Consider the following 17,636-nt stretch of genomic DNA (forward strand, 5'->3'; position numbering starts at 1 on the left):
CTCTACCTCCGTTTTATGACGCAAAATACATACGGTCAAATGGGATTTCATACTGAGACACATGAAAACCTACGCCTTTCAGGCGCTTATTATAAACAGCCTTTGTCACAGAATAAGAGATTGGGAGGTAGACATTTTCATCATGGATATACGTTAATATTTCTTGATACATTTGTTTCCGCTTTTGCTCATCTGGTTCTACTAATACTTCCGTAATCGTCTCGTCCAGCCACTTTTTCTTTTTCAGTCCTAATTGAGCTTGATAATCAGCATGGGATGCTACACGGAATGAAGAGACATAAGTTTGTGGATCATAAGGAAGCCCCCAAGACAGCGAGTACATCAGATCGAACTTTCCTGTTTTTTGGCGATCTAAGAATGCCTGTTTTTCTTCTCCTCTAATATCCAGCTTGATCCCCACCTGCTTGAAGTCTTGTTGAATCGATTCACTGATCGTTCTTTCCCCTGCATTATCGGAATTATAGTAAATAGCCACACTCAGCAGTTTGCCATTTTGATAGCGATACCCGTCTTCTTTCATCCTCCAGCCTGCCTCATCCAATATTGCCTCTGCTTTCTTCTTTTGATAAGTTTTCTTTTTCAGTGGAATATCTGCGTAAGGGACAGAAGGAGCAAGCAATGTGTGTGCCACCTTTTCCGTTCCATTTAAAATGCCTTCAGTGATCATGTCCTTTTGAATGGCGTATTGAAAAGCTTCTCTTATTTTCGGATCTTTTGTGATTGTCTGGTTTGAATTAATCACAATCGATCTTGAACCAACAGGAGGGCTCATGGTGACACCATATTGCCCTGCTTCTTTTAAAGCCTGGAATGAGTCTCCATCAATCATGTCACCATCTGCTCCAAATAAAAGATCAATCTCTCCTTTTTGAAGCGCAAGTAAGATGGTTTGGTGATCCGGCATGACTTTCCATTTCACAGTTGAAATTTTCGGCTTTTGCCCCCAATAGTGGTCATTCATTTCAAAAACGGCATATTGATTTTTCTTATGTTCCTTTAGTACATAAGGACCTGTACCTGCATAGCTTTTAACTCCTTTTGCAGTCGTTCCATCAATGAAGCTTTTTGGAGAAATAAAACGGAAGGGGCGTGTTAAGCCCAGCTCTTCTAACGCAGGATAATAAGGCTCTTTCAACGTGAGAACAAATGTATCGTCATCTACCGCCTTTGTGGATTTGATTTCAGATACGAGATTAAGCCAAGCGTTCTTTTCAATATTTTTGACGACAGCATCAATATTCAATTTCACTGCCTTTGCATTAAAAGGCTCACCATCTGAAAAAGTCACACCTTTTCGAAGATGAAAGGTGTAGGTCCTTCCATCCTTTGATATGTCCCAGCTTTTCGCTAAGGCAGGCTGAACGCCCTTCTCTGTATTAACGACAAGCGATTCAAACACCATATTTTGAGCAGCCATCTCTCCGCCGTATAGATGGGGATTGATGTCCCTGATATCTTTTGTACTTGCATACACGAGCTCATCTTCTTCTCTATCATTGCTGGAAGATGCTTTGTTTTCAGAGCATGATGCCAATAAAAAACAAGCCATCACTGAAAACAGCATCAAGGTGTATGTCACATAGGGATGCCTTTTCTCATATTTCTTTTTTATGTAAACAGGTTGATCATTCATATGTACTTCCCCCAATTCAACATTATCGTAATCATTACGATTATTAATCGAAATGATTACGAATTGAATATTAGCATACAGAAATGGGAAATACAACGTCTTTTCATAAAAAAAAACAGACTCATGATTGAGTCTGTTTCGCTTGTATAAATTGATCGATCACCTTTAATGCTTTTTCTGTTCCACCTGCTGCTTGGAAGCTTTCTTCAATTTTCTCAATCCCCGCACGGTACGTGTCACTGCCTAAAACCTTCTCAATAGTTTCTCTTAGCTGCTTTGGTGTCAGCTGATCTTTATCAAGTGTACAGGCAGCAGATAATTCGGTCAGTCTTTGTGCCACCATCGGCTGATCTTTATCGACTGGAATGACGACCATCGGAACGTGGTAATGAATACCTTCATTGACACTATTCATCCCGCCGTGCGTTATAAACACATCTGTCAGTTCGAGCACTTCAAGCTGCGGCACATAAGGCTCGATCAGAAAATGAGCAGGCGCCTCTTTTAAGAGAGAACGATCTACTTTTTCACCTGTTGCGATAATCACTTTTCCGTCAAAGTCTTCGAAAGCATCTATACACATATTAAAAAATGCTTCTGTATCCCCAAGAACGGTGCCCATGGAAATAAAAACGACTTTTTCTTGCTCAAGTGCTTCCAGCGGGAAATCATGCTGGTCGGCTCTTTTTAGAAAGCTCGGTCCAATGAAAACAAACGAATCATTTAATGAATCAACAGAAGGCTGGAAATATTCACTTGTATAGACGATATTCAGTTCTCCACGGTTTTTCATAAATTGCATCAAACGCGTCGGCTGAACGCCAAAACGCTCTTGTATTTTTTCTAACAGATGATCGGCTTTCTCATCCTTTCTGTATAGCGGTGTATCAAAATGTGCCTCTTGCAGCACAAAAGATGGGTTGGAACCGATGCTTGGAATGTGCAAATAATCTCGAACAAGCTCCCCTGCCCCAAACATATCAAAGTAGACCAAATCAAATGAATGCTTCCCGGAAAGTGTTTCCACCACCTCTAAAATATCATAGGATGTTTGCAGCATGGCATGAAAGAACGGCTGCATAGAATCTAAATCTCCTTCTTCCACATGTAATGTCCGAATATAGTCTGGATGTATATGTACGTGAGCGCCTAAGCGTTTGATTCGTTCCTCATAATGTACAGTTGTGACCGCATGCACTTCATCGCCTCGATCAGCCCATGCTTTAATCATTCCTAACATAGGGTTCACATGTCCTTCAGCTGGAAACGTAATCAATAAAATCTTCGCCACAAGAAATTCCTCCTCATTGTCAATTCTCTTCCATGTTAATCTTATACAGCGAACTGGCTCAACAAATACGCCTGAAAAGGGAAGAAATGAGGCTTACGTCCAGTATTTCATGGAGGGACATGAACATAACGCCTTCTCATGAGCAAACATCCAATATAACCCTTTATTATTTAATTTTGTATAATTAGTCATAATATTATTTTCAGCTTCATATTGGAGGGATATTTTGTGAAAGACTTGGAGAAATACAGTTATTTAATCATCATTCTTTGTCTGGCAGCAATGATTGTGACAAATTTCACCGTGAATGACAATACAATAAAAAATACTGTATCAGTGATCGGAAGTATCATCGTTCTTCTAACAATTATACCTGCGGCTATTTACAGGAAAGACCAGAAAGGCAGGTAACTCCTTTATAGCAATAACCCCCATTCTTATGTTAAGAGTGGGGGTTATTTTATTATATTCGGATAGATGTTGCTGGCTTGCAATCAGATCATTTTTTCACTTCCCTCACCCTAGTGAACGATAAACCCGAATGAAAACAAAAAACCTCTCTCCATATGAAGAGGGGTTCATGAAAGACCTTTAACATCGTAAGCAAGATCAAGTACGCGCTCGGAGGGATTCGAACCCCCGGCAGACGTGGTACCGGAAACCACCGCTCTATCCAACTGAGCTACGAGCGCACGATATGTTTTTTGAACGTCAGCATATCAAATTATAAGGGAAATGCTGCAAGAAAGCAATGATTAATCATTCGTCATGATGATGTATTTTCTTACTTTGTATTCATACACTAATATGATGGTTTGAAGTGGAATGATTTTGGGGAAAATGGATAGGGGTATTTGAATTTAGGTCAGCGTTTTGTTTGACCTTTATTGACCAAAAATGTATCATTGAATTACATACTTACCTAAAAGGTGAAGGAGGAACATTATGAATTTAATACCTACAGTCATTGAGCAAACAAATCGTGGGGAAAGAGCTTACGACATTTATTCTCGTCTTTTAAAAGACCGTATTATCATGCTTGGTTCTGCGATCGATGACAATGTTGCCAACTCCATCGTGTCACAGCTGCTTTTCTTAGAAGCTGAAGATCCAGAAAAAGATATTTCTATCTACATTAACAGCCCTGGCGGTTCAATCACAGCTGGTATGGCCATTTACGATACGATGCAATTTATTAAACCAAAGGTATCAACTATTTGTATTGGTATGGCTGCATCTATGGGTGCGTTCCTGCTTGCTGCTGGTGAAAAAGGTAAGCGTTATGCTCTTCCAAACAGTGAAGTCATGATTCACCAACCACTCGGCGGTGCCCAAGGTCAAGCAACTGAAATTGAAATTGCGGCAAAACGAATCCTTTCTTTACGCGATAAACTGAACCAAGTACTTGCTGAACGTACTGGTCAGCCAATTGAAGTCATTGAGCGCGATACAGATCGTGACAACTTCAAAACAGCGGAAGAAGCACTTCAATACGGACTCATTGACAAAGTCTTGACCCGTAATACAGAAGACCAAAAATAATCATCACAACACAAACCGTCTGTACCTGAACAGACGGTTTTTTGTTTTCATCATACTTTAAGACAGCTCCGTCCATTTCTGCTGAAGAGACGGTGTTTGATAAGAAGCCATCTGCGTGATTAATTCCTCCGGTTCACTCGAAGCATGTAACAATTGAAGGTGAGATTCATTCGAAAAACCTTCCTGTACACTGAATTTCACCATGTCTATGAGCGGGTTGAAGTAGTCATTCACTTGATACAATCCAATCGGCTTTTGATGGATGCCGATTTGTGCCCAGCACAGCACCTCAAATAATTCTTCATATGTACCAAAGCCGCCTGGCATCGCAATAAACCCATCGGCCAGCTCGCTCATTTTCGCTTTTCGTTCATGCATGCCTGTTACCTCAATTAGCTCTGTCAGCTCTTGATGCACGACTTCTCCTCTAAAAAGCCCCTTAGGCATGACCCCGATCACTTGCCCGCCATGTCTCATGACCTCATCGGCAATCGCGCCCATTAACCCAATACGCGATCCGCCGTAAACAAGACGAATGCCCTGCTTCGCCATATAAGCACCCAGCTCTACAGCCTTTTGTTTGTAGACATCATTTACACCTGGATTCGAACCAGCAAACACACAAATCGTTTTCATCAAAACAGCTCCATCTCTCTCTATGATTTCTTCACCCACTCATTCTACTATAATGATTTGTAAAGAAACAGCCGTTTCTTCTATATATAGTGTAAAATCAAAAGAGTGAACACCATATAAGGAGCTGTATAGAGAGAATGCAAACAACTGAGATGGAGAAGTGGATCAAGGATTTTTATCAAACGAGAAACTGGACAGAATACGGACCGTTTATCCGGTTAGGCTTCTTAATGGAAGAAACGGGAGAACTCGCTTGCGCTGTTAGAGCAATAGAAATCGGACGAGACCGGCCTGATGAGCAGAGACAGGAATCATCTGAGCTTAAGAAAGAACTCATTGAAGAAATGGGAGATGTTTTAGCAAATCTCCTCATTTTAGCGGATCAATATGATGTCACAGTAGAAGAGGTCTTCAGCGCTCATCAACAAAAACTCAACAAACGCTTTTCTGGAGAAAAAGAGCCAGTAAAAAACACGTGACCAAGCTGTCACGTGTTTTTTACGCCTTAAAGATGCTGTGGTGAGATGTCATCCGTTCGTTCAAAGAAATGCTGTTTTCCGATATGATGGAATAGACCTGTTCGATGCAAAAGCTCCTTAGGCTGTGATTGAAGTCCAACGATCATCAGCTTTCCATTATGATGCTTTAACCGATTGGAGATATTCATTAGAACCGCTTCTGCCGATGTGTCCATATAATTGACTTTATTCATAAGCAGAATGAGCGTTTTCGGTTTTGTTTGGACATGATCCAATATCGAATTTTCTAATGAATCTGTTGTTCCGAAAAAGAGCGGCCCTTCAATGGAATACATACTGATCCCTTTCTCCTCTGTCTGTTTTTCTAAAGCAGCTGCTGTTTCCATTTGAGGAACAGCGACATTGGTATGAATATTGGTCGTCTGGCTCATTTTTTTGATAAAGGCGATAAACGCTAAAATGAGACCAGCAGTGACGCCAATAATCAAATCACCGATGACTGTGAGCAGGAAGGTCACGACCAGTACAAGCGAATCAGCATTTTTCACTTTCAAAATATTGATAAACTCTTTTCTCTCACTCATATTCCAAGCAACAAACATTAAAATCGGTGCCATTGCAGCAAGTGGAATCATCGACGCATACGGCGCAAATACCATTAAGATCAGCAAGACGACAACGCCATGCACCACACCAGAAATCGGACTTGCCCCGCCATTTTTTATGTTCGTGGCCGTTCGGGCAATAGCACCTGTCGCTGGAATTCCTCCGAAAAGCGGTGCCGCCATATTGGCAATTCCTTGCCCCACAAGCTCTTTATTGCTGTCATGCTTAGAGCCTTTCATATTATCAGCGACCATTGCGGATAAAATTGATTCCACGCCGCCTAAAAGCGCAATGACAATTGCTGGAGGCAGGAGGTATATCATTTTTTCAATCGTCAATTCAGGAAAAGCGAAGGTTGGCAGCTGACGAGGGATTTCACCATATGCAGAGCCAATCGTTTCAACTTGTCCTTGAAAAAAGAGAACGGCTAGAAACGTAGAAGCCAATAGACCTAATAGAGCACCAGGTATTTTGGGAATGTATTTTTGTGCCGCCAAAATCACGATGAGCCCGATGACGGCTGTGATGATGGCGAGACTGTTTGAGGTCCCAAGATGGACCACGATTTCTCTCATATTGAGGAAAAAGCTTTCATGTTTTTCAACACCCTTTAATCCGAGGAAGTTGGCAATCTGTCCTGAAAAAATAATGACAGCAATGCCAGCAGTAAAACCGATGATAACCGGACGAGGAATAAATTTCATGAGCTTTCCTAGTTTGAATATTCCGAATAATACAAGCATACAGCCTGCCATAAAACCGGCAATGAGCAAGTTTTCAATGCCGTACTGGCTGACGATCCCGAATAAAATGGGAACAAACGCCCCGGTCGGCCCGCCGATCTGATACTTTGAACCACCAAACAATGAAATCAAAATGCCGGCAACGATGACTGTGTATAATCCATATTCTGGTCCGACACCAGATGCTATGGCAAATGCCATGCCTAAAGGAATTGCCACAACCCCCACGACAAGCCCAGCGATTAAATCGCGTCTAAACTTTGATGAATTGTACCCTTCAAATCTTCCATAAAAACGCATGGTATGTGTTGGCCTCCTTCAAGTATGTGTAGATGATTTAGGTATACTGCGGGTCAATCAGTTTATCTTTCACAACGACATCTAGCTTTCCTGTTGCTGGGTGAATCACCAGTCCATGAACAGCCACATCACTTGGCATCAGTGGATGATCTTTCACTAATTTCACACTTTGGGCCACGCTCTCTTCAACTGAATCAAAGCCTGTCAGCCAGCCCTTTAAATCAACTCCTGAGTTTTTCACAATGCTTAAGCATTTCTCTTCGATTCCGCGTGCTTTCGCCTTTTCAAGTAAAGGGTCCGCCGCAAGACCTGCCATTCCGCATTCATGATGCCCTACAATGCATACTTCCTCTGCCTTTAGTTCATAGATGGCTAGCAGGATACTCCGCATCACACTGCCGAACGGATGTGTCACGATGGCGCCTGCATTCTTAATGATTTTTGCATCCCCGTTGCGCAGTCCCATAGATTGCGGCAATAATTCCAAAAGACGGGTATCCATGCACGTTAAAATAACCAGTTTTTTCTCAGGAAATTTCCCCGCTTTGTAAGGCTCATAATGTCTCTCATTCACAAACTCTGAATTGTGCTGAAGAATCTGTTCTAATTTTGATCCCATTTTGCCATCTCCCATCTTTTTTTAAGTAACGTAAGCTCGTGCCTGTCCTCCTTTTCTTTCTTGTGTTCTCAAGAATAGAGAAGAAAAATGATAGAAAAAAAAGAAAAAAATGAGAAAACGATGAGAAGAAATATCATCATTTTCTCTATTTTACGCTGCATCCCAACGGCTTCGCGGGTTTGTTTTCAATCTATTGTTCTCATCACACCAAAAGACAATAAAATGGTTTAGTAGAAAATGACCATCCCGTTTAATACATTTCAAATATAATAAATTTTCTATCAAAAAGTCTCGATCTATTTTCCAGCTTGTCAGATAATCTCTCGTAAAATTTTGCAATTTCACATGTCTCATCTACTATCAGCTTATTTTTATATAGATAAAAAATGCATCAGATGGCATAAGAATCTACTTTTTCACTAAGAAAATGTCTTTCTTTACCGTTATTTCAGTATATTAAATATTGAGCTGCTAACATTCAAACGTGTTCTGCCGAAAACGTTGCTATATAATAAAAGGAGTAAGATGACCATGTGAAAGGAGCGAATTGACTGTGACACCACACATTTTTGTCGCCAAACCCTTACCTGCCTCTTTTGAAGAAATGCTAAAGGAACATTGTACATACGAGATATGGCAATCCAAAGACCCTATTCCAAGAGACATTTTGTTTGAGAAGCTGCAGCACGCTGATGGTCTTTTAACGTCTGGAACAAAAATCGATCAAGAGCTGTTAGATCACGCACCAAAACTCAAGGTGGTGAGTAATAACTCTGTCGGCTATGACAATTTCGATATAGAAGCGATGAGGCAAAGAGGCGTGATTGGTACGCACACTCCTTATACCCTCGATCATACCGTGGCTGACCTTGCCTTTTCGCTCATTCTCTCCTCTGCGCGAAGAATCGCCGAGCTTGACCGTTTTATCCGTGAAGGAAAATGGACGAAATTCGTACAGGAGGAAGAGATCTTTGGCATCGACGTACATCACCAAACGCTTGGTATTATTGGCATGGGACGTATCGGAGAACAAGTGGCCAAACGGGCAGCACATGGTTTTGATATGAACGTTCTTTATCATAACCGAAGCCGGAATGAAAAGGCTGAAACGGCGTATGGCGCTGTCTATTGTGCACTTGATGAACTTTTAAAACAAGCTGATATCATCGTGTTGATTACACCGCTGACCGAGGAAACGTATCATATGATTGGGGAACGAGAATTGAAGTTAATGAAGCAAACGGCTTTATTTGTAAACATTTCCCGCGGGAAAACAGTGGATGAAAAAAGCCTCATTCAAGCACTTCAGGAGGGATGGATCAAAGGCGCTGGTCTTGATGTGTATGAGCAGGAACCGCTTCAAGAGGATCATCCTTTCAAAGAGATGAACAATGTCACCCTAGCCCCTCACATCGGTTCCGCTACTGAAACAACAAGGGATCTCATGCTGAAACGAGCCATTCATAATGTGATTCATGGAATAGATGGGAAGGCGCCTGTTGATGTTGTGAAGGAGCTTGCTTCATCTTGAACAGAAAAGACGCAGAAACTTCGTCTTTCAGATGGTTGACAAAGGGCTAAAATGATCTTTATTTTAGCTCTTTGTCTTCTTTTCAGCGTGATAGAAAACCTTTGCAGTCTAGGAAGGACGGCTACTTTTGCGGAGCGAATTTGACATTCGTGAGCACCAGCGCGCAGGACTGACAAAGAATGCGAGGGTTTGTCTACACGCTGAAAGACGCAGAAACTGCGTCTTTTTATTTATTTCTTTTAGGAGACATCAGGAGAAAAGACTCATTTTAGCAAATATCCTGATTCTTTACATTTCCTTTATGTTCGGGTGCTATAATATGAGCTAGACAAGCATCAAGAGGACGGCATCCGATTTCCTTAATAGGAGGATGAAGATGAAAAGATTAAGTTCGATTTTTACTATGTTCGCTCTGATCGCTGCTATTCTGTTTTCTGGATTTGTCCCGCAGCAAGCTCATGCAGAAACACCTCTTACACCAACAGCCACAACTGAAACTGCTTCTATTCAGCTCACGCCGGATGTGCGTACCCTTGCCGTCATTAATACATTTGATGGTGTAGCAGATTATTTAATTCGCTACAAACGACTGCCTGATAACTACATTACGAAATCACAAGCAAGTGCTCTCGGATGGGTGGCATCTAAGGGAAATCTAGCCGAGGTGGCGCCAGGTAAAAGCATTGGTGGAGATATTTTCTCAAACCGGGAGGGACGTCTTCCTTCAGCAAGCGGCCGAACATGGCGTGAGGCAGACATCAACTACGTTTCAGGCTTCCGCAATGCTGACCGTCTTGTGTATTCAAGCGACTGGCTCATTTACAAAACAACAGACCATTATGCGACTTTCACCCGTATTCGATAATCAAAAAAGACAGCCCTATTTGATCTGGGGCTGTCTTTTCGTATGGTGGTTTACGGTATCAGGTTTTTCACGTAATCCTCAAAAGGAATCGGCAGCGGCTTTTTCGACACTTCTTCATGCTCATGTGTGGTGACATGATCCTCAGTAACGACCACACGTCCTGTTGGCGTGAGCTTTGAGGCAAGCGGTCTTTTGTTAAAAGTAGAGGATTCATTTTCATAAATCTCGTGTCTCAATTGGCACAATGCATCCTCATCCACCTCGTTCAAAGTGAACGCATAGCCTGTTTCAGCGCCATCTCCTTTATCTAATTGGAGCAGATGTGTCCCTTTTTCGGTTTCCTTTGCTTTGACGCGAAACCGAATAGACGCTCCTTCCACCCAATCTTCTGTAAAAGGCACAGGCTGGAGAGGTAAATTCACACCAAATCCCGCATCAATGAGAAAGCGTTCGTTATGATGCTTCAACATGATGGCTACATGCGTGCCATCAATGGCCCACGTATCCGCTTCTTTGATATACACTGTTCCTTGAAGAAGCTGTACAGAGAGCCCAGCCTCTTTTAACACATAGTATAAGAGAGGATTGAGATCGTAACAAAGACCTCCTCTGTTTCCTTCAAGTAGATGCTGCTTCAACCCTTCTTGATTCAAAGCGTAGGATTGTTTGTTCAGAACAGCTCTATTTTCAAACGGAAAGGTAAAGGCCATTTTTTTTAATACTACAGGCAAGTCATCAAAGGTGATGGACTGGCCTTCATATTCGATCTTCTGTAAAAAAGCTGATTGAATCATGACATTCCCTCCTAAAAAAACTGAGCCTTTGAAGAGACTCAGTTTTCTTGATTGATAAAATCCGTTAACGCCTCAATGGCTTCTTGCTCATCCGCACCATCTGCAATCAGTGTGACAGTAACCCCAGAACTGATCGCAAGACTCATGAGACCCATAATGCTTTTCGCATTGACTTTTTTCCCATCTTTCTCTAGAAAAATATCAGCACCAAAGCGATTGGCTTCTTGTACGAACAAAGCAGCTGGACGTGCCTGCAAGCCTGTTTTCAGCTGGATGGTGACCGTTTTTTCCACCATATGATCTGCCTCCCTTTTTCATTCTCCTATTTGAGTGTAACAGCTTGTCCGTTTCGTAATTGTTCTGCGATTTGATCTAGCTTTCTTAAACGGTGGTTAATCCCTGACTTGCTGATCTTTCCGCTTTCTACCATTTCTCCAAGTTCCTTCAGCGTGACCTCTTGATAGTCGACTCGCAGTTTGGCAATTTCACGAAGCTTTTCCGGCAGGGCATCAAGTCCAATTTTTTCATCAATGAATTGAATGTTCTCGACCTGACGCAGTGATGCACCAATCGTTTTATTCAAGTTTGCTGTTTCACAATTGACGAGCCGGTTGACGGAGTTCCTCATATCTCGGACGATCCGCACATCTTCAAAGCGGAGCAGTGAGTTATGAGCGCCCACAACACTTAAGAATTCCGTGATTTTTTCTGCTTCCTTCATGTACGTAATGTACCCTTTTTTGCGCTCAAGTGTTTTACTATTGAGATGAAATTGATTCATCAGCTCACAAAGGGCATCATTATGTTCTTTATATAGTGAAAAAATCTCAAGGTGATAGGAGGACGTTTCTGGGTTATTCACAGAACCGCCTGCTAAAAAAGCACCTCTCATATAGGAGCGCTTGCAGCATCTTTTCTTCACAAGCTCTTCTGAAATATTGCGCTCAAATACAAATTGCTCACCTAATATTTTTAAATCCTCTAAAATGGTTCTCGCTCGTTCTACCAGTCTGACAATATACACGTTATTCTTTTTCAATCTCATTTTTTTACGGACGAGCAGTTCGACTGTCACATCGTATTTCTTCTTGAGCAGCGTATAAATCCGTCTTGCAATGGCTGCGTTCTCTGTCTGTATATCTAAAATCAATTTTCGATTAGAGAAAGATAATGAACCGTTCATACGGATGAGGGCAGAAAGCTCTGCTTTTGTGCAGCAGTCCTTCACGTCCAGATTAGTCAGCTCTTTTTTTGTTTCGGATGCAAATGACATCCTTGCCACCCCCATTCCTATTTTTTCTGATGCAGCAGGTCGACAAGCAGCGAGGCTACTTTCAGCGTGTCATGACGAATGACATGCTGGTCATATGTAATGATTTCTCCAGGAATCACTTCTAGTCCCATTGCTTTCAGTGCATCTGTGTCGAATTGGACAGGCTGTGCCTGTTCTTCTGCATATTTTGCTTTGATTTCTTCTGGAATTTCTTTATTGTTCACAAAAATCGTATCGATAAATGGACGATCCATATGATCATTTAATGCCTGAACATGATCAGCTGCACTGTAGGAAAGCGTTTCCCCCGGCTGCGTCATGACATTGCAAATATATACTTTTTTCGCCTTAGAGCGAATCACTTCTTCTCCAATATGCGGGACAAGCAAGTTTGGTAAAATACTTGTATACAGGCTGCCGGGCCCAATGACGATCAAATCCGCCTCCCGAATGACTTGAATGGATTCTGGCAGCGGTTCAATCGTATCGGGTGTGAGGAACACTCGTTTGATTCGCTCACCATAGGTGGGAATTTTCGATTCTCCTGTCACCATTTGCCCATTTTCTAATTCAGCATGAAGAACAACACTTGAATTTGCTGCTGGCAATACTTTTCCTCTCACATTTAAAACCTTACTCATTTCAGTGACGGCATGAAAAAAATCACCGGTTATATTTGTCATGGCCGCAAGAATGAGGTTGCCGAGTGAGTGGCCTGTTAAGTCATTCCCTTTGTTAAAACGGTGCTGAAATAGATCTTCTACTAGCGGTTCCACATCAGAGAGAGCCGCAAGGACGTTTCGAATATCTCCTGGAGGGGGAATATTCAAATCATGCCGCAGTCTGCCTGAGCTGCCTCCGTCGTCAGCAACCGTTACAATAGCGGTAATGTCCACTGGCTTCGTTTTAAGCCCTCTGAGCAAAACAGATAAGCCAGTGCCCCCGCCAAGAATGACCACCTTTGGTAGTGTCGTCATCTATTTTCTGCTTCTCTTTTCAATGTCCCGGTGAGTGACATGTGTATAGTAATCGTTTTTAAAATACTCCGATAAATAGTTGGCCAGTGTCACAGATCGATGCTGTCCGCCTGTACAGCCGATGGCAATCACAAGCTGGCTTTTTCCTTCCCGTTTATAGGACGGAAGCATAAAGCTGAGGAGATCGATTAATTTCTCTGTGAATTTTTGCGTTTCACTCCATTTCATCACATAGGAGCGCACTTCTTCATCGTTTCCAGTCTGTGGACGCATGCTCTCAATATAGTAAGGATTCGGCAGGAATCTCACGTCAAAGACAAGATCAGCATCAATCGGCAGGCCGTATTTAAAACCAAAGGACATCACATTTACTGTAAACACCTGTCCTTGATTGGTGGCAAAATGCGTGACAATTTTTTCTCGCAGCTGTTTCGGTTTTAAATCCGATGTATCAAAAATCATTTGAGACCGGCCTTTTAGCTCCTCTAACAGCTCGCGCTCCATTTCAATTCCTTCGAGCGGCAAACCTGTTGTCGCAAGGGGATGCGAACGTCTCGTTTCTTTGTATCTTGAGACAAGCACCTTATCATTTGCATCTAAAAATAGAATTCTTGGCGTGATCCAGTCAAGATCACTCATTTCATCTAAGGCGGCAATTAAGCTGTCAAAAAATTCGCGTCCGCGCAAATCCATCACAAGAGCGACCTTGCTCATCTTGGAATTCGATTCCTTCATGAGCTCTAAGAACTTCGGTAAAAGTGATGGCGGCAGGTTATCAACACAAAAGTAGCCTAAATCTTCAAAGCTTTGAATGGCGACGGTTTTCCCCGCACCTGACATTCCTGTAATAATCACAAGCTGAATATCTTCTTGTTTGTGTGTATTCATGCCTGCTTCCTCTCCTTCTTTATGAAAACGGTTCATGTATTATTCTCCCTGAGGATCTAACCGATAAGCAATCAGCTCAAAGTCGGGTGTATACGTAAAAGTGCCGTGCAGTAGTCCTTTTCCTTTAAGCATGAAATCAAGAATATGGGAATCTCCTGGGGCCATCGGCAAATCAGGCACATCCTTTACGTCATGCCATTTTAAAACGCCTTCCTCTGACTCTGTTACGTTTTTTCCGGTAAATGAATCTGCCATGAAGGTGAACATCATCCACTCTTGAACGATTTGATCGCCTTCTTTTATGATAAAGGTAAAAACACCTTTCAGCTGCGGATTTAAAATATAAATACCTGTTTCTTCTCTATATTCTCGAACGACTGAATCCTTGACCGATTCTCCGCTTTCCATTTTACCGCCCGGTGCTACCCACCAGCCCCGTCTTGGCTTTTGCAGCAAGAGAACTTGATCTTCGTGATGCAGCACACAATTGGTTACTCGTTGCATCAGCTGTCACCTACTCTTTTATGTCTTTAACTTATTATACAGGTTCAACCTGACTCCCACAATGAACATGCCCGTTCTTCCCCGAAAACAGACCGGTTTTCGTTTGAATCGTGTAACGGGCAATTTCTCTACTCTTTATTTTACAGCATCTAATGGTTCTCCATGCGTCATTTGTGAACATCTCGTGAATTTCTGATTTCAGGCAAAAAAAAGGACACGGATTCACATCCGTGCCAAACATGTATTCCTTATAAAAGGGGGTCAATTACTAGTTTCATCATAACGGAAAATTATTTCACCCGTGTTACATTCCAGTTAAAAGCCCATGACGCTATATTAAGGATTTACGACAGCCTTTTATTTCGTTGCTTTGAGTTTTTCAGCAAGCTCTTCTACATAATGCTGTGCGCTTTGTGCTGCAATACTTCCGTCACCTGTTGCTGTCACAATTTGACGAAGTGTTTTTTCACGAATGTCACCAGCTGCGAAAATACCTTCCACTCTTGTTTCCATTCTTTCGTTTGTCTCGATGTAGCCTTCTTTATTTGTAATGCCGAGATTTTCAAATGGTTTAGACAGCGGCAGCATTCCGATATAGATGAAGGCACCGTCTGTTTTAAACTCTTCTTCTTCACCAGTCACCGTATCAACCAATGTCACACTGCCGACTTTCCCGTTTTCTTCATTGATCTGTTTGACGGTTTTGTTCCACTTGAAGTCAATTTTTTCATTATCAAAGGCACGCGCTTGTAAAATGCTTTGTGCACGAAGTTTATCGCGTCTATGGATAATCGTTACTTTAGAAGCGAAGCGTGTGAGATACACACCCTCTTCTACCGCAGAATCACCGCCGCCAATGACGACAAGCTCTTTGTTTTTAAAGAAAGCCCCGTCACATACTGCACAATATGATACGCCGCGGCCGCCAAGTTCTTTTTCACCTGGTGCCCCGATTTTTTTGTATTCAGCCCCTGCCGCGATAATGACAGAGCGTCCTTTGTATTCTTTTGAGCCGGCTTTGACGATTTTGTATTCTTCACCGTTCACGATTTCTTTAATATCGCCATATGCATACTCTGCACCGAATTTCTTCGCATGCTCAAACATTTTATTTGAAAGTTCCGGCCCCAAAATGCTTTCAAAGCCAGGATAGTTCTCGACATCTTCCGTATTCGCCATTTGTCCGCCTGGAATTCCTCTTTCAATCATTAATGTTGAAAGATTTCCCCGTGATGTATAAACAGCGGCTGTCATTCCGGCAGGACCCGCTCCAATGATGATCGTATCGTAGATTTTTTCTTCTGACACAACTGTCACTCCCTCTTCAATTGCTGCTCGCATTTCTTATTAGAATGCCCTTGGGTGATGCTTCCATTCATGACAGAGAGCATCATTTCCACTCTTAGCTTTTATTCCTTACCCATATCCTATTAAATCTGCGGGGAATAAGCGAATCATTTGCTCATATCTTCAAAAAAAGAAAAAGCTTCCTTAAACTGCTGTTTAAGGAAGCCTGTTTACGGTTATATAAAAAGTAATGATTTATTCAACGACTCTTCTTACAACGCCATTGAAAGCTTTTTTCCAGTATACGTTGTTCATTGAGTCAACTGAAACACCGCGAGAGCTGTTGTCGTTCAAGAATGAACCGTTTCCTAAGTAAATACCAACGTGTCCATTTACTTTATACGTATCAAAGAACACAAGGTCTCCGCGTTTCATGTCAGATGCACTTACAGCTCTTCCTTTACCTACAAGCGTATCTGTTGTTGTACCGCCAACTGGTCCAAGGTTGATGCCTGCTGATGCAAATGCCCAGCGAACGAATGAAGAACAGTCAAAACGACGTGCGTCAATATCGGCTTGTGATCTGCCGCCGCCCCATTTATATGGAGATTGTCCAACAATCGTAGAACCTGTGCTGATCGCACCTTCAATTCCGCCTACGTTACTGCTGACAGGTGATCCACCGCCAGAAGATGGCTTCTTGCTTGGTGAACTGCTGTTGCTGTTATTGTTGTCATTAGATGATCCACTGTTACTTGAAGACGGGCTGCTATCGTTATTTGAGCTGTTGTCTTCCGCTTGGACACTAGCTTGACGCTGCTGCTGTTGTCTTTGCGCTTTTTCTTCTTTTGCTTTTTGAGCTGCTTCTCTTGCTTCTTTTTCAGCTTGTTTTTGTGCAGCTACTGTTGCGTCTTTTTCAGATGCGATGCTGTTAGCCTCACTGTTTAACTCACTGATTTCAGAAAAAGCACTTCCTTTTTGCTTTTTCACTTGCTTGAATAGCTTGTCTTTTTCATCAAGCTGTTTATTCAAGTCTGATTGAAGCGTTTCAAGCTTGGCAAGTGTGTTTTGCACATTTTCAAGCTTTGTGTTTAATTCGTTTTCAGACTTTTGAAGTTCTGCTTTGTCTTTTTCCTGCTCTTTAATGATTTCACTGTCTGCGTTGATCAATGTAGATACTGCACCTGCACGACTGATGAAATCGCTAAAGCTTTTTGCTCCTAGTAATACATCTATGTATTTCGTAGAACCGCCGCTCTCTTGGAGTGCACGTACACGCTTTTTCAAGAATTTGTTTCTATCCTCAATACGTTTTTCTGTATCAGCAATTTCTTTTTTCAATGCTTTGATTTCTTTTTTTGTTTTTTCATTTTCTTTTTGTTTTTCTTCGATTTGATCACTTGTTTTTAAAGCTTTCTCATCAATATCTTTAAGCTTTTGTGCAAGTGCCTCTTGTTTTGCTTCAAGCTTTGAAAGCTCTTCTTTTTTCTTTTGAAGATTCTTGTTTACCTCAGATTGCTTGCTGTCTAGTTCTTGTTTCTTTTGTTCAAAGTTCTGTGCGTTTGCTTCATGCGTAAATGGAATAAATAAACCGCTCGCTCCGATCACCGAAGCTAAACCGAAAGTAATAAACTTTTTCACGAATAG

At 41.9% G+C, this 17,636-nt stretch carries 17 protein-coding genes and 1 tRNA gene; 4 read left to right on the plus strand and 14 right to left on the minus strand.

Going from position 1 to position 17,636, the window contains the following annotated elements; all coding sequences use genetic code 11:
- Positions 1-13: 13 nt before the first annotated feature.
- The 3 genes from nikA to NST65_RS15995 form a co-directional block, all read right to left on the minus strand.
- Positions 14-1,654, minus strand: a complete 1,641-nt coding sequence (nikA, locus tag NST65_RS15985) for a nickel ABC transporter substrate-binding protein (RefSeq protein WP_111926776.1) — start codon at positions 1,652-1,654, stop codon at positions 14-16.
- Between the two features lie 121 nt (positions 1,655-1,775).
- Entirely contained in the window at positions 1,776-2,945 is a 1,170-nt protein-coding gene (locus NST65_RS15990) for a macrolide family glycosyltransferase (RefSeq protein ID WP_111926778.1), read from the minus strand.
- Positions 2,946-3,561: 616 nt separating this feature from the next.
- Positions 3,562-3,637: transfer RNA gene (locus tag NST65_RS15995), tRNA-Arg, on the minus strand.
- A 253-nt stretch (positions 3,638-3,890) separates the two neighbouring features.
- Here NST65_RS15995 and clpP point away from each other — a divergent pair.
- Positions 3,891-4,487 (plus strand): ATP-dependent Clp endopeptidase proteolytic subunit ClpP, encoded by a 597-nt coding sequence (clpP, locus tag NST65_RS16000; protein ID WP_024427684.1) that lies wholly within the window; start codon positions 3,891-3,893, stop codon positions 4,485-4,487.
- A 57-nt stretch (positions 4,488-4,544) separates the two neighbouring features.
- Here the strand turns inward: clpP and NST65_RS16005 are convergent, their stop codons facing one another.
- Positions 4,545-5,123, minus strand: a complete 579-nt coding sequence (locus tag NST65_RS16005; RefSeq protein WP_041107909.1) for a TIGR00730 family Rossman fold protein — start codon at positions 5,121-5,123, stop codon at positions 4,545-4,547.
- A 137-nt stretch (positions 5,124-5,260) separates the two neighbouring features.
- On the opposite strand from NST65_RS16005, the gene NST65_RS16010 reads away from it, so the two are divergent.
- Entirely contained in the window at positions 5,261-5,602 is a 342-nt protein-coding gene (locus NST65_RS16010; protein WP_111926782.1) for a MazG-like family protein, read from the plus strand.
- Between the two features lie 26 nt (positions 5,603-5,628).
- On the opposite strand, the gene NST65_RS16015 is transcribed toward NST65_RS16010, so the two are convergent.
- Both NST65_RS16015 and NST65_RS16020 read right to left on the minus strand, forming a co-directional pair.
- Positions 5,629-7,251 (minus strand): SulP family inorganic anion transporter, encoded by a 1,623-nt coding sequence (locus tag NST65_RS16015; protein ID WP_034281022.1) that lies wholly within the window; start codon positions 7,249-7,251, stop codon positions 5,629-5,631.
- A gap of 37 nt (positions 7,252-7,288) precedes the next feature.
- Positions 7,289-7,870, minus strand: coding sequence for a carbonic anhydrase (locus NST65_RS16020; protein WP_065215043.1), 582 nt, complete (start codon positions 7,868-7,870; stop codon positions 7,289-7,291).
- Positions 7,871-8,423: 553 nt separating this feature from the next.
- Here NST65_RS16020 and NST65_RS16025 point away from each other — a divergent pair.
- The gene (locus NST65_RS16025) at positions 8,424-9,401 is read left to right on the plus strand and encodes a D-glycerate dehydrogenase (protein WP_065214804.1); all 978 of its coding nucleotides are present in this window, start codon (positions 8,424-8,426) and stop codon (positions 9,399-9,401) included.
- 376 nt (positions 9,402-9,777) lie between these two features.
- Positions 9,778-10,266, plus strand: a complete 489-nt coding sequence (locus NST65_RS16030; protein ID WP_041115611.1) for a ribonuclease — start codon at positions 9,778-9,780, stop codon at positions 10,264-10,266.
- 50 nt (positions 10,267-10,316) lie between these two features.
- Here NST65_RS16030 and NST65_RS16035 read toward each other — a convergent pair whose 3' ends face one another.
- The 8 genes from NST65_RS16035 to NST65_RS16070 form a co-directional block, all read right to left on the minus strand.
- Positions 10,317-11,060 carry an arylamine N-acetyltransferase gene (locus NST65_RS16035; RefSeq protein ID WP_101676503.1) on the minus strand — a complete coding sequence of 248 codons (744 nt, stop codon included), beginning with the start codon at positions 11,058-11,060 and terminating at the stop codon, positions 10,317-10,319.
- Between the two features lie 38 nt (positions 11,061-11,098).
- The gene (locus tag NST65_RS16040; protein WP_024423549.1) at positions 11,099-11,356 is read right to left on the minus strand and encodes an HPr family phosphocarrier protein; all 258 of its coding nucleotides are present in this window, start codon (positions 11,354-11,356) and stop codon (positions 11,099-11,101) included.
- 26 nt (positions 11,357-11,382) lie between these two features.
- On the minus strand, positions 11,383-12,333 hold the full coding sequence (gene whiA / locus NST65_RS16045; protein ID WP_034281025.1) for a DNA-binding protein WhiA: 951 nt from the start codon (positions 12,331-12,333) through the stop codon (positions 11,383-11,385).
- A 17-nt stretch (positions 12,334-12,350) separates the two neighbouring features.
- Complete coding sequence (locus NST65_RS16050; RefSeq protein ID WP_034281026.1) at positions 12,351-13,310, minus strand: YvcK family protein; 960 nt, start codon at positions 13,308-13,310, stop codon at positions 12,351-12,353.
- Entirely contained in the window at positions 13,311-14,198 is an 888-nt protein-coding gene (gene rapZ / locus NST65_RS16055) for an RNase adapter RapZ (protein WP_034281443.1), read from the minus strand.
- A 39-nt stretch (positions 14,199-14,237) separates the two neighbouring features.
- Complete coding sequence (locus NST65_RS16060) at positions 14,238-14,702, minus strand: 8-oxo-dGTP diphosphatase (RefSeq protein WP_034281027.1); 465 nt, start codon at positions 14,700-14,702, stop codon at positions 14,238-14,240.
- Between the two features lie 357 nt (positions 14,703-15,059).
- Positions 15,060-16,010, minus strand: a complete 951-nt coding sequence (gene trxB / locus NST65_RS16065; protein WP_087976242.1) for a thioredoxin-disulfide reductase — start codon at positions 16,008-16,010, stop codon at positions 15,060-15,062.
- Between the two features lie 234 nt (positions 16,011-16,244).
- Entirely contained in the window at positions 16,245-17,630 is a 1,386-nt protein-coding gene (locus NST65_RS16070; protein WP_101676505.1) for a C40 family peptidase, read from the minus strand.
- Positions 17,631-17,636 lie beyond the last annotated feature (6 nt).

It is taken from the genome of Bacillus sp. FSL P4-0248 (assembly GCF_038593305.1).
Classification (GTDB): Bacteria; Bacillota; Bacilli; order Bacillales; family Bacillaceae; genus Bacillus; species Bacillus safensis.